Source organism: Aeromicrobium sp. (assembly GCF_025965075.1).
Taxonomy (GTDB): Bacteria; Actinomycetota; Actinomycetes; order Propionibacteriales; family Nocardioidaceae; genus Aeromicrobium.
In genome coordinates this window covers 1-13,800 of sequence record NZ_JAOPXQ010000060.1, presented here as the reverse complement: position 1 = coordinate 13,800, position 13,800 = coordinate 1, and the positions used below count along the sequence as shown (strand labels likewise).

The 13,800-nt window shown below is 71.6% G+C and carries 13 protein-coding genes and 1 pseudogene; 11 read left to right on the top strand and 3 right to left on the bottom strand.

Features of this window, described 5'->3' with window-relative positions:
• From JWQ91_RS03945 to JWQ91_RS03935, 3 genes and pseudogenes are all read left to right on the top strand, one after another.
• A pseudogene (locus JWQ91_RS03945) lies at positions 1-553 on the top strand (hypothetical protein); the annotation flags it as partial.
• A gap of 2 nt (positions 554-555) precedes the next feature.
• Entirely contained in the window at positions 556-1,980 is a 1,425-nt protein-coding gene (locus JWQ91_RS03940) for a sugar transferase (protein WP_297781109.1), read from the top strand.
• 102 nt (positions 1,981-2,082) lie between these two features.
• A complete protein-coding gene (locus JWQ91_RS03935) occupies positions 2,083-3,678 on the top strand; it encodes an AMP-binding protein (RefSeq protein WP_297781106.1) in 1,596 nt (531 codons plus the stop codon).
• On the opposite strand, the gene JWQ91_RS03930 is transcribed toward JWQ91_RS03935, so the two are convergent.
• Complete coding sequence (locus JWQ91_RS03930; protein ID WP_297781103.1) at positions 3,647-4,318, bottom strand: Wzz/FepE/Etk N-terminal domain-containing protein; 672 nt, start codon at positions 4,316-4,318, stop codon at positions 3,647-3,649. The genes JWQ91_RS03935 and JWQ91_RS03930 overlap by 32 nt on opposite strands.
• A 100-nt stretch (positions 4,319-4,418) precedes the next feature.
• Here JWQ91_RS03930 and JWQ91_RS03925 point away from each other — a divergent pair, with 100 nt between their 5' ends.
• The 4 genes from JWQ91_RS03925 to JWQ91_RS03910 all read left to right on the top strand — a co-directional run bounded on the left by JWQ91_RS03925 (position 4,419) and on the right by JWQ91_RS03910 (position 6,873).
• Positions 4,419-4,937, top strand: a complete 519-nt coding sequence (locus JWQ91_RS03925) for a sigma-70 family RNA polymerase sigma factor (RefSeq protein WP_297781101.1) — start codon at positions 4,419-4,421, stop codon at positions 4,935-4,937.
• A 55-nt stretch (positions 4,938-4,992) separates the two neighbouring features.
• Positions 4,993-5,388, top strand: coding sequence for a type II toxin-antitoxin system PemK/MazF family toxin (locus JWQ91_RS03920; protein ID WP_297781098.1), 396 nt, complete (start codon positions 4,993-4,995; stop codon positions 5,386-5,388).
• Entirely contained in the window at positions 5,385-6,404 is a 1,020-nt protein-coding gene (locus JWQ91_RS03915; protein WP_297781095.1) for a YihY/virulence factor BrkB family protein, read from the top strand. The genes JWQ91_RS03920 and JWQ91_RS03915 overlap by 4 nt, the downstream gene beginning before the upstream one ends.
• Before the next feature lie 73 nt (positions 6,405-6,477).
• A complete protein-coding gene (locus JWQ91_RS03910; protein WP_297781093.1) occupies positions 6,478-6,873 on the top strand; it encodes a cold-shock protein in 396 nt (131 codons plus the stop codon).
• Here the strand turns inward: JWQ91_RS03910 and JWQ91_RS03905 are convergent.
• Complete coding sequence (locus JWQ91_RS03905; RefSeq protein ID WP_297781090.1) at positions 6,870-8,321, bottom strand: MFS transporter; 1,452 nt, start codon at positions 8,319-8,321, stop codon at positions 6,870-6,872. The genes JWQ91_RS03910 and JWQ91_RS03905 overlap by 4 nt on opposite strands.
• Positions 8,322-8,382: 61 nt before the next feature.
• On the opposite strand from JWQ91_RS03905, the gene JWQ91_RS03900 reads away from it, so the two are divergent.
• Both JWQ91_RS03900 and JWQ91_RS03895 read left to right on the top strand, forming a co-directional pair.
• On the top strand, positions 8,383-9,129 hold the full coding sequence (locus tag JWQ91_RS03900) for a DUF3027 domain-containing protein (RefSeq protein WP_297781089.1): 747 nt from the start codon (positions 8,383-8,385) through the stop codon (positions 9,127-9,129).
• A 124-nt stretch (positions 9,130-9,253) separates the two neighbouring features.
• The gene (locus JWQ91_RS03895; RefSeq protein ID WP_297781086.1) at positions 9,254-10,816 is read left to right on the top strand and encodes an MDR family MFS transporter; all 1,563 of its coding nucleotides are present in this window, start codon (positions 9,254-9,256) and stop codon (positions 10,814-10,816) included.
• Between the two features lie 23 nt (positions 10,817-10,839).
• Here the strand turns inward: JWQ91_RS03895 and JWQ91_RS03890 are convergent, their stop codons facing one another.
• Positions 10,840-11,244, bottom strand: coding sequence for a DUF2530 domain-containing protein (locus JWQ91_RS03890; protein WP_297781083.1), 405 nt, complete (start codon positions 11,242-11,244; stop codon positions 10,840-10,842).
• A gap of 59 nt (positions 11,245-11,303) precedes the next feature.
• Here JWQ91_RS03890 and JWQ91_RS03885 point away from each other — a divergent pair, with 59 nt between their 5' ends.
• Together JWQ91_RS03885 and JWQ91_RS03880 are read left to right on the top strand one after the other, a co-directional pair.
• Positions 11,304-12,317 (top strand): hypothetical protein, encoded by a 1,014-nt coding sequence (locus tag JWQ91_RS03885; protein ID WP_297781080.1) that lies wholly within the window; start codon positions 11,304-11,306, stop codon positions 12,315-12,317.
• A gap of 75 nt (positions 12,318-12,392) precedes the next feature.
• Positions 12,393-13,800 (top strand): NCS2 family permease (locus tag JWQ91_RS03880; RefSeq protein WP_297781078.1); only part of this gene is annotated, 1,408 nt, incomplete at its 3' end.

Sequence of the window (13,800 nt, the reverse complement as noted above, 5' to 3'; positions counted from 1 at the left end):
GGAGGTCGACGACGGACGCTCGACGCACGAGCGTCCCGTCCCCACGGTCGTGACCCACGCCGACCTCGTCCGCGACCGGATCGCGGGCCTGCACTCGAGCAGCTTCGTCTTCCGCCGCGACGTGCTGATCGACGCCGTGGGGATGATCGACGAGGCGCTCCCGGGCAGCTACGGCGAGGACTACGACGTCCTGCTGACGACGTCCCGGCTCGCCCCGATCCGTCTGGTCAACGAGCCGCTGGTGTCGGTCCGGTGGTCTGGGCAGTCCTTCTTCTACGGGCGGTGGGCGCAGTACGCCGAAGGGCTCGTCTACCTCCTCGACAAGCACCCCGCGCTCCGCCAGGACCCGGCGGCGTTGGCCCGGATCGGTTCCCAGATCGGCTTCGCCCTGGCCGCCGCCGGACGTCGCCGGGAGTCCCGCCCCTGGCTCCGCCGCTCGTTGCGTGCGCAGCGCCTCAACCTCCGGGCCTGGCTCGGGCTCCTGATCTCCTATCGCCTGCTGTCGGCCGACGCCGTCGCCCGCGTGGCCAACCTCGCCGGCAAGGGGATCTAGCGATGGTCGCGATGGACATCAGCACGCCGCTGCGCGAAGCCCCCATCTCATCGGTGGGACGCTCGGCGCGTCGCCGGAGCGTCAGGCACCTCCCGGTCACGGTCCTGAGGCAGGGCGTGCTCGGCTACGTCGGCGCCCTGGCGGCCGCGGGCCTCCTCGCCGACCGCCAGTTCGCCCTGCCCGACGTGTGGACGGCCGGTGTCGTCGCCCTCGTGGGCGCATGGCTCGCCTACAGCTTCGCGGCGCTCCCGGCCTACGAGCGCGGCCGGTCGTTCAAGCCGTCGATCCGTCTGGTCGAGGTCCTCGGCGTCGCGTCGCTCGGCTGGCTGATCGCCGACGTCGACACCACGGAGGTCATGCAGCGCGCGACCGTCGCGACCCTGACGGCTCCGGCCCTGCTCGCGGCGTCCGCCGTGGTGCACCGACAGCTGCTGCGTCGCACCCCGACGATCCTGGTGGGCCAGACCGAGTCGGTCCGGCGGCTCGAGGCGCGGTGGGCCCGTCGCAAGGACATCGACGTCGTCGCGACCTGCTCGTGGCGCTCGCCGCACGAGAACGCCCCGGTCGGGGCGGTGTCCGACGACGGGCTGACCGACGTCGCCCGCGAGGTCCTGGAGGTCGTGGCGCGGCGCCGCGCGACCTCGGTCGTCATCGCGAGCGGGCGGGCGCTCACGACCCCGGCCCTGCGCCACCTGGCGTGGGCGCTGCAGCGCGCCGAGGTCGAGTGCCTCGTCGTGGCGGACATGAGCGATCACGTCGAGCTGCTCCGGCCGCGTCGGGTCGGGGACCAGATCGCGCTGTCGCTGCGGGCCCCCAACGACCACCTCATGTCGCTCGCGGCCAAGTCGGTGCTCGACCGGGTGGCGGCCGCCGTCGCGCTGCTGCTGCTCTCACCCCTGCTGATCGGGGTCGCAGCCCTGATCCGGCTCGGCTCCCGCGGCCCCGCGATCTTCCGACAGCAGCGGTCGGGTCGCGACGGCAAGCCGTTCACGATGTACAAGTTCCGCACGATGGTCGTCGACGCCGAGGACCGGCTGGAGGCGCTCCGGGTGCGCAACGAGGGCGCCGGCCTGCTGTTCAAGCTCGTCGACGACCCCCGCATCACCCGGTTCGGCCGGTTCCTGCGCCGGACGTCGATCGACGAGATCCCGCAGCTGTTCAACATCGTCAAGGGCGACATGTCGCTGGTCGGCCCGCGGCCCGCCCTGCCGGCGGAGACCTCGCAGTACAGCGAGTGGGTGTGGCGCCGGCTGCACGTCAAGCCCGGTCTGACGGGCCTGTGGCAGGTCAGCGGCCGGTCGTCCCTGCCGTGGGAGGAGGCGATCCGGATGGACCTGCAGTACGTCAACAACTGGAACCTCCGGCTCGACCTCGCGATCCTGGCCCGCACCGTGCGGGCCGTGCTGTCGCGAGACGGTGCTCACTGACGCCACGGCCCGCACGCAGGAGGCGTTCGGTGTAACTCGTTGTTACCCTCTCAAGGGCGGCCGCCGGAGGTACCGTCGACCAACGAGAAGGCTGGGGATGTCATGCGGGAGCTGGGCTACACGCTCAAGGTGTTCAAGCAGATCGGATTGCTCAAGCCGGTCCTGCCGCACCGGCTGCTGGGGGCCGGGCTCCAGCTCGCCAAGTGGGGACCGGGGCTTCCCTCGGGGATCAACGCCGCGGCGTCCCGCTTCCCCCACCAGACGGCGATCATCGACGACTCGGGACAGGTCACGTGGGCCGAGCTCGCGGGCCAGGTCAACCAGCTGACGCAGGCGCTCAAGGACCGCGGTGTCGGGCCCGGGGACTCCGTCGCGGTGCTGGCCCGCAACCACCGCCAGATGATCCTGTCGATCGTCGCGATCATGCAGGTGGGAGGCCGGGTGCTGCTCCTCAACACGATGGCGAGCCGCTCGCAGCTGGGCGAGCTGGCCAAGCGTGAGGACGCGAGCCTCGTGATCGTGGACCAGGAGTTCCTGGAGGTCGCCGGGGACGTCGACCCGGCCGCGATCGTGCTCGGCTGGGCCGACCCCGACGCGCCCGACGACCTGCCGACCGTCGACGGGCTGCGTGAGGGGCAACCGACCAAGGCGCACCCGACACCGGAGCGGCACGGCCAGATCATCATCTTCACGTCCGGCACGACCGGGCTCCCCAAGGGCGCGCGTCGCGAGGAGCCCAAGGATCTCAAGCCCCTCATCGCGTTCTTCGGGGCGATCCCCTACCGGGGCAACTCGACCGTCGTGATCGCGGCGCCCCTGTTCCACTCCTGGGGTCTCATCAACTTCGCGTTCGGACTGTCGACCGCCCCGACGTACGTCCTGCGGCGCCGGTTCGACGCGGCCACCGTCCTGCGCGACGTCGAGCAGCACCGGGCCGAGGTGCTCGTGGTCGTGCCCCTCATGATGCAGCGCATGATCGACGCCGACCCCGAGGTCGTCCGCGCCACCGACGTGTCGTCCCTGCGGATCACGGCGAGCAGCGGATCGGCCCTGGCCGGCGAGCTGGCCAACCGCTACATGGACATGTTCACCGACTCGGTCTACAACTTCTACGGCGCGACGGAGACCGGCTGGGTCACGATCGCGAGCCCCCAGGACCTGCGGGAGGCGCCGGGCACCGCGGGGGTGCCGCCGTTCCGGACGACGGTCAAGATCCTCGACCCTGACGGCCGTGAGGTCCCCCGGGGCGAGACCGGGACGATCCACGTCGGCAACGACATGCCGTTCGGCGGCTACACCGACGGCAACACCAAGACGTTCGCCGAGGGGCTCATGAGCACCGGGGACGTGGGCCACTTCGACGCCGACGGACGCCTGTTCGTGTCGGGGCGCGACGACGACATGGTCGTGTCCGGCGGGGAGAACGTCTTCCCACGCGAGCTCGAGGACGCGCTGATCGACCACCCCGACATCTCCGACGTCGTGGTCACCGGCATCCCCGACGCGACGTTCGGCCAGGTCCTCGCGGCGTACGTCGTGGTCAAGGAGGGCGCGTCGCTGACCGAGGAGGACCTCAAGGCGTACGCCAAGACGCACGTCGCCCGGTTCGCCGTCCCGGGTCGCACGATGTTCCTCGACGAGCTGCCGCGCAATCCGACCGGCAAGGTCATGAAGCGCGACCTGCCCGGCTTCGACTAGCCGCGACGGGGGCGGCGAGCAGCAGCCCGAGCACCAGGCCGGCGAGGGCCGTCGCCGGGAGTCCGGGGCCGGTCGGTGCCGTGGGGACCCGCGCGGCGTCGACCACGACGCCACCGGCGTCGTCGACCACGGCGAGGCGAGCGCGCTCCGCCGCGAGCGCCGCCCGGGTGGTCGGGTCGGCCCGGCGGATCTCGCGTGAGATCCGGGCCGAGATCCGGTCGGCCCGCTCGGCTGCGTCGACCGCACGGGTCGCGAGGTAGGCATTGGCGACGGCATCCGCGCCGCGGGCCGCCGCGGCTGGTTCGTCCGCCGCGTAGGAGATCCGCAGGACCGTCGAGTCCGCCACGGCCGTCGCCCGGGTCACGTCCTGCATGTGGCCGACCGTCGGGGCTCGTCCGCCGAGTGCGGCGCGGGCCTCGGCCACGACGCGCTGGGAGCTCGCGAGGCTCTCCTCGGCCGCCATGTCGACCCGGTCCGGCGCATCGGCCTCGACGTGCACGACCGTCACGGCGGCGTAGCGGGACGGCAGCACCAGGTGGACGGCCACCGCCACGAGCAGCGCCGCGACGGCGCCGATGGCGAGGGTCCGCCAACGCCGCGCGAGGCGTGCGCCGACCTCGGACAAGGTGAGGGTCTCCACGCAGCCAGTCTGGGGCGGGCGGCGAGGGTCCGGGCCCGGTTGTCCACAGGGTCCGCGTCCGGCGATGGCAGCCGGCGCGGATCTCGGACATAACTGGGGCATGGACGATGTCATGCTGCTGGCCCTCGTGCGCGAGGGGAACGACGAGGCGTTCGGGCTGCTCTACGCCCGCCACCGGGCCGTCGCCGGGCGGGTCGCGGCCCGCGTCCTGGGTGGGGTCGAGGCCGACGACGTGGTCGCCGAGGCGTTCGTCGCGGTGCTGGTCCAGATCAGGGCCGGCCGGGGACCCACGGTCTCGTTCCGGGCCTATCTCCTGACCGCGGTCCGGCACGAGGCGGCGCGCCGGCGGGCCCTGCTGCGCCGATGCGAGCCGACCGTCGACCTCGACCCGGCGGGGCGGACGACCCCCGACCTCGCCGAGCAGGCGGACCTCCGCGACGCCTACGGGACGCTGCCGCCGCGCTGGCGCCACGTCCTGTGGCGGCTCGACGTGGAGGGCGTGCCCCCGCGGGAGCTTGCGCTCGAGCTGGGGGTGTCGGCCAACGCGGTGTCGGCGCTGGGCTACCGGGCGCGGGCCGGCCTGCGGGCGGCCTATCTCGGCCGGTCCGACGCGGCCTGAGCCTGCAGCGGGCAGGTGGGCGGGCGCGACGCGTGTGCTGTGGCAGGCTTGCCGGGTGGACATCACCTACGCCCCGGCGCCGGACGGGGCGCCGGACCCGGGCGAGGTCGTCTGGACGTGGGTCTCCTACGAGGACGACCCGACGCAGGGCAAGGACCGCCCCGTCCTGCTGATCGCCCGTGAGGGGTCGCACCTGGTGGCCCTCCCGATGACGTCCAAGGACCACGACCGCGATCACGAGCAGGAGGCCCGCGAGGGTCGGTTCTGGCTCGACCTCGGTGCCGGTCCGTGGGACCCCGCCGGCCGGCCCAGCGAGATCCGGCTCAATCGGTTCCTGCGGGTCGATCCCTCCGACGTACGCCGGGAGGGTGCCGTGCTCGACCGCGCGCGCTTCGACGTGGTGCTCGCCGCGGCGCGCCCCTACCTGCCGACCGGGTCGGCCTCCGAGTGACGAGCCCACCGCCGCGGCCCATCGGCCCGGTCGACGCCTTCCAGCGCAAGCACCGCGTGGTCGGGTTCCCGATCGCGGTCGTCTACAAGTACTTCGACGACCAGGGGGCCTACCTCTCGGCGATCCTGACCTACTACGCGTTCATCGCGATCTTTCCGCTGCTGCTGCTCAGCACCTCGATCCTCGGCTTCCTGCTGCAGGGCGACGAGGACCTGCGCGACCGCCTGCTCAACTCGGCGCTCAGCCAGTTCCCGATCATCGGGGACCAGCTGGGCCGCCCCGACGGGCTGCAGGGGTCGACCACGGCGATCGTGATCGGCTCGCTCGCGGCGCTCTACGGTGCGATGGGCCTCGGCCAGGCCCTTCAGAACGCGGCCAACGTGGCGTGGTCGGTGCCCCGCAACAGCCGGGCCAACCCGTTCCTCCTGCGCTTCCGCAGCCTGCTGTTCCTCGCGATCGGCGGCGTCGGCATCCTGCTGCTGGCCGTCGCGACCTCGGTCCTGGCCAATCCCGACGCGCTCGGCGCGGACCTCGCGCCGACGATCGGTCTGGTCTCGCGGGTCGTCGGCTTCGTGTTGACCGTCGTCATCTTCGTCGCGGTGTTCCGGCTCATCAGCCTGCGCCGGGCCAAGGTCCGGGCGGTCTTCCCGGGGGCTTTCGTGACCGCCGTGCTGTGGCAGGCGCTGCAGTGGGTCGGCAACACGTACGTCCGCGAGGTCATCGGCAAGGCCAATCAGGTCAACCAGACATTCGCGCTGGTCCTCGGCCTGATGGTGTTCATCTACATCGCGGCGATCATGGTCGTGATGGGGCTCGAGGTCAACGTCGTGCTGCGCCGCAATCTCTATCCGCGGGCCCTGATGACCCCGTTCACCGACAACGTGATCCTGACCCCCGCGGACCAGAAGGCGTACTCGGCGTACGCCAAGTCGCAGCGGCACAAGGGATTCCAGTCCGTCGAGGTGACGTTCGAGGACCGGCTGCCGGTGCCGCCGGTCGAGCCACCGGCGGACTAGGACCCTCCCGCCCACTAGGCTGGTGGTAGGACAACGGTCCACCAGAACGCTCCGCGAACTCAAAGGTGACGCCATGCCCACGGGCAAAGTGAAGTGGTACGACGCAGACAAGGGATTCGGCTTCCTGACCCAGGAGGACGGCCCGGACGTCCACGTGCGTTCCGACGCCCTGCCGGCCGGGGTCACGAACCTCAAGGCCGGCACCCGGGTCGAGTTCGGCATCGTCCAGGGCAGTCGCGGTGACCAGGCCCTCCAGGTCCGCGTCCTCGACCCGGTCGGCTCGGTCTCCCGGTCGCAGGCGCAGGCCCGTCGCAAGGACCCCGAGACCATGGCGGTCATCGTCGAGGACCTCATCCGGATGCTCGACGCCGTGGGGGAGGGCTACCGCCACGGGCGGCACCCCGACGCCAAGAAGGCCAAGCCGATCGCCCAGGTGCTGCGCGCCGTCGCGACCGAGCTCGAGATCTAGCTCGAGAACCGGCGGGTCGGCTCGTCGCCCTGCGGGGCGGACGTCGACGGTGCCGCCGGGTCGGGACGCATCGCCCGGGTCAGGACCAGGGCGAGCCACCCGATGAGGATCGCGCCGATCACGAGCAGCCCGATCCGCGGTGTCGCGTCGAGGCTGAACAGACCGATGCCGAGCAGCCCGCCGAGGACCCAGCCGAGCTGGAGCAGGGTCTCGGAGCGGGCGAACATGCTGGTGCGCACCCGCTCGGGGACGTCGCGCTGGATCAGGGCGTCGAGGCTCAGCTTGCCGAGCGACTGGCAGATGCCGACCGTGAGCCCGAGGATCACGGCGGTCCACCACGTGAAGAACACGCCGACCGTCGCCAGGACCGCGACGTCGAGCACCAGCACGCCGATCACGACCTTCTCGGGGCGTCGGGAGCTGGCCGCCGAGCCGATCAGGGTACCGATCGTGTTGCCGACCCCCGCGCCGCCCACGACGAGTCCCAGCAGGATCGTCGGATTGCCGTCCCACCCCATCGACGCCGGCGGCTCGCGCAGCGTGAACGCCATGAAGATCGTCAGGAAGCCCGACAGCAGCCGCAGCCCGGAGTTGCTGCGCAACGCGTTGACGACGGGGCGGGTGATGCTGAGCCCCTTGCGGACCGCCCCGACCCGCGGGGTCAGGTCGACCGGGTCCTCGCCCTCGCTGGAGTCGACCTTGGCGGGCAGCAGGATCGCCAGGACCGTGCCGATCGCGAACAGCACAGCGCCGTAGCGCAGCGCCCACTCGGCGCCGACCGTCGCGGCACCGACCGCCAGCGGCGCCGAGATGGCGGCCGCAGCCGTGCCGGTCAGGGAGATGCGGGAGTTGGCCTTGACGAGGGTGAACGCCGCGGGCAGCAGGCGGGGCACCGCCGAGGCGCGCGTCACGCCGTACGCCTTGGAGGCCACGAGGCAGCCGAGGGCCGCGAAGTAGAACGCTGGGGACTCGTCGACGACCGCCCCGGCGAGGACCCAGCAGCAGAAGGCCCGGATCGCCAGGGTCGCACCGATCGCCCACCGCCGGCCGCGACGGAACCGGTCGAGGAACGGTCCGATGAGGGGGGCGACGATGGCGAACGGCAGCATCGTCAGCACCAGGAACAGGGCGACCTGCCCCGTCGCCTCGCCGGTCGGGACGGTGAAGAACAGGGTGCCGGCCAGGGAGATCGCGACCGCCGCGTCACCCGCGGTGTTGAACGCGTGCAGCTCCAGCAGGCGGGCGAAGCCGCTCTCGCCGGCGCCCCCGGAGTGGGTGAACCGGCGGGCGCCGCTGAACGCGGACGTGCCGCCCTTCGCGACGACCCGTGCGGTGCCGGAGGAGATGCGGCGGGCGGCCCGGCCGGACCGGGCCAGACGGGAGGGCGGCGTCGGCGAGGACGGCGGCTGGTCCTTCGCGTAGTCGTACGGCCCCTCGTGCTCCTCCATGCTCCTCATCCTGCCTCACCCCGGGAAGCGCGGGGGGCGGGACATGGGCGACAATGGGTCAATGCCCATCGATGACCAGCTGTCCGCAGCCGTCGACGTCGCCCGCGCGGCCGCCGACGACGCCGCCGACGCCGGAACGGTCGGCGATCACCTCCGTGCTGTCGAGGACGGCGAGCGCCTCGTCTCCCACCTCTTCGAGTGCCGCAAGCCCGGCTACGAGGGCTGGTACTGGTCGGTCAGCATCTCCCGGGCTCCCGACAGTGACAAGGTCACGGTCAACGACGTCGTGCTCCTGCCGGGTGACGACGCGATCGTCGCCCCGGTGTGGACGCCCTACCGTGACCGCATCCGGCCCGGTGACCTGAGCCCCGGTGACGTCCTCCCGCCCGAGGAGGACGACGTGCGCCTCGTGCCCTCGTGGTCCGCCGGCGACGGCGAGGAGCAGACACCGGACCGGTTCTTCGCCCGTGAGGTCGGCCTCGGCCGCGAGTGGGTGCTGTCGCTCGAGGGCCGCGAGCTCGCCGCCGACCGCTGGCAGGACGGCGAGCAGGGTCCCGAGTCCGCGATCGCCCAGCAGGCCCCCGGCGTCTGCCACTCGTGCGGCTTCCTGGTCAGCCTCGCCGGCCCGCTGTCCGAGCGATTCGGCGTCTGCGCCAACGGCATGGCCAACGACGACGGCAAGGTCGTCTCGTTCGACCACGGCTGCGGCGCCCACTCGGGCGCACGGCTGAGCCGCTCCGCCGGCGTCCAGAAGCTCCCGCTGCCGGTGTTCGACACCGTCGGCGTCGACGAGGTCGACGGCTTCTAGCCCGCCCCGCCCGACCACCGAGCCGTACGTCCTCGGCCCCCTCTCCACCGCAACCCCGCGTGAGTCCGCTCACGCGGGGTTGCGTCGTCTTGCGTCGCCGCACGCCCCAACGTATGGTTGCATCATGCAACTAAGCACCGAGAGCGTGGCGTCGACACCCGCGCAGGCCCCCACAGAGCTGACCCACCGCGAGATCATGGAGGTCCTGTTCGGCCTCCTGGCCGCCCTGTTCACCGCGATCCTCAGCAGCACGATCGTGTCGAACGCGCTGCCGACGATCATCGCGGAGCTCGACGGCTCGCAGATCCAGTACACGTGGGTCGTGACCGCGTCGCTGCTGGCCATGACGGTCTCGACGCCGATCTGGGGCAAGCTCTCGGACCTCGTCAACAAGAAGGTCCTGGTCCAGATCTCGATCGTCGTGTTCGTCGTCGGGTCGGTGCTGGCGGGGCTGTCCCGCAACCTGCCCGAGCTGATCTCGATGCGCGTCGTGCAGGGTGTCGCGATGGGGGGCCTGACCGCCAACGCGCAGTCGATCATCGGCTCGATCATCCCGCCGCGCCAACGCGGCCGCTACAGCGGCTACATGGGCGCCACGATGGCCGTCGCGACGGTCAGCGGTCCGTTGCTCGGTGGCCTGATCGTGGACACACCGGGCCTGGGCTGGCGCTGGACGTTCTTCGTCTGCGTGCCGCTCGCGCTGATCAGCCTCGTCGTGCTGCAGAAGTACCTCCACATCGCGACGGTCAGGCGCAAGGTCGACTTCGACTACGTCGGTGCCGTCCTGATCGCGATCGCGGCGAGCCTCCCGCTGCTGTGGGTCACCTTCGCCGGCGACTCGTTCGACTGGCTCTCGTGGCAGTCCGCGGCGTTCATCGGCGGGACCGTCCTGGCGTCGGTGCTGCTGGTGCGGGTCGAGCTCCGGCACCCCGAGCCCCTGCTGCCGATCGGTGTCGTCCGCGAGCGCACGACGGCCCTCGCGATCGTCGGCAGCATCGCGGTGGGCATCGCGATGTTCGGCGCCTCGGTCTTCATCGGCCAGTACTTCCAGGTCGCCGGCGGCCGGACGCCCACCGAGGCCGGCCTCCTCACGATCCCGTTGATGCTCGGCTCGCTGTTCGGCACGCTGCTCTCGGGCCAGCTCATCACCCGCTTCGGCCGGTGGAAGCGCTTCCTGGTGATCGGCTCTGCCTCGCTGATCCTGGGCCTCGGCCTGCTGTCGACGATCGACCACCGCACGCCGGAGTGGCACGCCATGACGTTCATCGCGTTCGTCGGCATCGGCATGGGCATGCTGCTGCAGAACTACGTCCTCGCGGTGCAGAACACCGTCGACGTCTCACAGGTCGGCGCGGCGAGCGCCACGGTCGCCTTCTTCCGCTCGCTCGGCGGCGCGGTGGGCGTGTCGGTGCTCGGCGCGATCCTGGCCTCACAGGTCAAGAACGACGTCACGTCCAAGCTCGCGGCGCTCGGCGTGGACCCCGCCAGCGGCGGCGGCTCGCTGCTCGACGTCAAGAACCTGCCCCCGGAGGTCGCCGAGATCGTCCGCTCGGCGTACGGCGACGCGACCGGCACGATCTTCCTGGTCGCGGCGTGCGTCGCGGTCCTGAGCCTCGTCGCCGCGCTGCTGATCCGCGAGGTCCCGCTGCGGCTCACGGTCCGCAAGGACGACGCCGACCAGGCGTGACGCCGGCGGTGATGCGGTCCGGCTCAGTCCGCCTTGCGGCGGCGGCCGGGCTGCATCCGCAGGGCGTTGCGCCGGCGGCGGCAGTACTCGATGCCGATGAGGCCCAGGCCGAAGCCGGCGACCGCGGTCCACAGCCACCACGTGCGGCCGTTCTCGTCGAGCGTGCCGATGAACGGCAGCAGGCCGATCGCGAGCACCCCCCACACGATCGTGCCGACCGTCATGGTGCGGACGCCGTCGACGTCCATGGGCTCGACCTCGGCGACGCGGTGCGTCGTGCTGCCGATCTCGAGCTCGGTGAGCTCGGGGCGGCCGAACTCGTGACGACGCGCCGCACGCTCGAGGCGCGCGATCTCGCGGTGGCCCATCTTGCGCTCGATCGTCTCGGGACCATCGCCCTGCTGGATGACCCAGTCTTCGTCGCTCACGCGTCCAGCCTACCCGCCGGGGCGTACAGGCCCGGGCCTGCTGTCATGCTGAACCTGTCATGAATCCGCGCTATCGACGTCTGCTCATCCCGGGTCTCCTGATCGCCCTGCTCGTGATCGTCATCGCGAGCTCGCTGGCCGATCGGGCCGAGGGTGCTGAACCGGCGCCGGTCGAGGTCAGCCGCATCGACGACCCGCGGGTCACCGAGTCCAGCGGGCTCGTCGTGAGCCGGCTGGTCGACGACCTCGCCTACACGATCAACGACTCCGGCAACGCCCCGATCCTGTTCGCGGTGCGGATCTCGACCGGCGCGGTCGTGGGCACCACGACCCTGGGCGTCGACCTGGTCGACGCCGAGGCGTTGTCGATCGACGCCGGCGGCACGATCTGGATCGCCGACACGGGCGACAACCGCGGGCAGCGCACCGACGCCGCGCTCCTCGCGCTCCCCGAGCCGGGAGCGGTCGACATGTTCGTGAAGTCCGTCGCGCGCTACCCGCTGACGTACCCCGACGGCCCGCGCGACGTCGAGGCGCTGGCGATCGACCCGAGCACGGGGCGCAAGCTGCTGCTGACGAAGGGGCTGCTGGCCGGCGAGATCTACGCCGTGCCGGACCAGCTCGTCATCGGGACACCCAACGCGGTGACCGCGGTCGACGCCACCGCCCCGGGCATCGTCACGGACGCGGCGTTCACGCCCGACGGGCGCTACGTCGTCGCGCGCGACTACGGCGCGGCGCACGTCATCGACGCGAAGACGTACGCCGAGGTGACCCGCCTGCCGCTGCCCGACGCCGAGCAGGGCGAGACCCTCGCGATGGAGACCGCGGGCCGCTCGTTCCTGGTCGGCAGCGAGGGCGCGGGATCGGCACTGGTCCGCATCCCCTTCGCCGAGCCGGCTCGGGCGACGACGACCCCGACGCCGACGGCCGCGCCGACATCCGTCGCGCCGGAGCGCACCTCGGGCGACCCGAGCGAGGGCAACGGCTTCGCCGGCGCGACCTGGTTCTGGGCGGCGGCGGTCATGGCGCTGCTCGCCACGATCTGCGTCGCCGCGACCCGCAAGCGCTGAGACCGGGCACCGTTCGACCGCGCCGAGGCGTCTGGCATGCTCCATGGGTTCATACCGGCCCGACGCGGGAGCTTTATGCGTACTCAGCTCGATACCTACTTCAAGATCGCGGAGCGGGGGTCGACGGTCGCCCGAGAGGTCCGCGGCGGCGTCGTGACCTTCCTGACGATGGCGTACATCATCGTCCTCAACCCGCTGATCCTCGGCTACGTGCAGGACGCCGACGGCCAGTTCCTCGGCGGCGGCTCGGCGCCCGACCTGGCGATGATCGCCGCCGCGACGGCGCTCGTGGCCGGTGTCCTCACGATCCTGATGGGCGTCGTGGCCAACTTCCCGCTGGCGCTCGCCGCCGGGCTGGGCCTCAACGCGTTCGTCGCCTACTCGGTCGCGTCCCAGATGTCGTGGGCCGATGCGATGGGGCTCGTCGTCCTCGAGGGCCTCGTGATCCTGGTGCTGGTCCTCACGGGCTTCCGGAAGGCCGTCTTCGACGCCGTGCCGCGCGAGCTCAAGACCGCGATCGCGGTCGGCATCGGCCTGTTCATCGCCCTGATCGGCCTGGTCGACGCGGGCTTCGTGCGGACGACCGGCAACGCCGCCCCGCCGATCGGCATGGGCACCGGCGGGACGCTGTCCGGCTGGCCCGTCCTGGTGTTCTGCATCGGCCTGCTGCTGATGATCGCGCTGCACGCCCGCCGCGTGCCCGGCGCGATCCTGATCGGCATCGCCGTCACGACGGTCCTGGCCATCGTCGTGGAGACGATCGTCGACGCCGGCCCGAGCCTCGTGGACGGCAAGCCCAGCCCCAAGGGCTGGAACCTCAACGTGCCGTCCATCCCGGACTCGCTCGTCAGCACTCCCGACTTCGGGCTGCTGGGTGAGTTCAGCCTGTTCGGATCATTCGAGCGCGTCGGTTTCGTCACGGTGGTCCTGCTGGTCTTCAGCCTCCTGCTGGCGGACTTCTTCGACACGATGGGCACCATGACCGCGATCGGCGCAGAGGCCGGCCTGAACGATGAAGAGGGCACGCCGGCCGGTGCGCAGAAGATCCTGATCGTCGACTCCATCGCGGCTGCGGCCGGCGGCGCTGCCGGAGTCTCGTCCAACACGTCGTACATCGAGTCGGCCTCCGGCGTCGGCGACGGCGCGCGGACAGGGCTGGCCGCCGTCGTCACCGGCGTGCTGTTCCTGCTCGCGACGATCTTCACGCCGCTCGTCGAGCACATCCCGAGCGAAGCCGCGGTGCCCGCGCTGGTGCTCGTCGGCTTCCTGATGATGCAGCAGGTGGGGGAGATCGACTGGAAGGACGAGGAGATCGCGATTCCAGCCTTCCTGACGATCGCCCTGATGCCGTTCACGTACTCGATCACGGCGGGCATCGGCGCGGGATTCATCGCCTTCGTCCTGCTCAAGGTGGTCAAGGGCAAGCTCGCGCAGGTGCACCCGCTGATGTGGATCGTCGGCACCCTGTTCGTCATCTACTTCG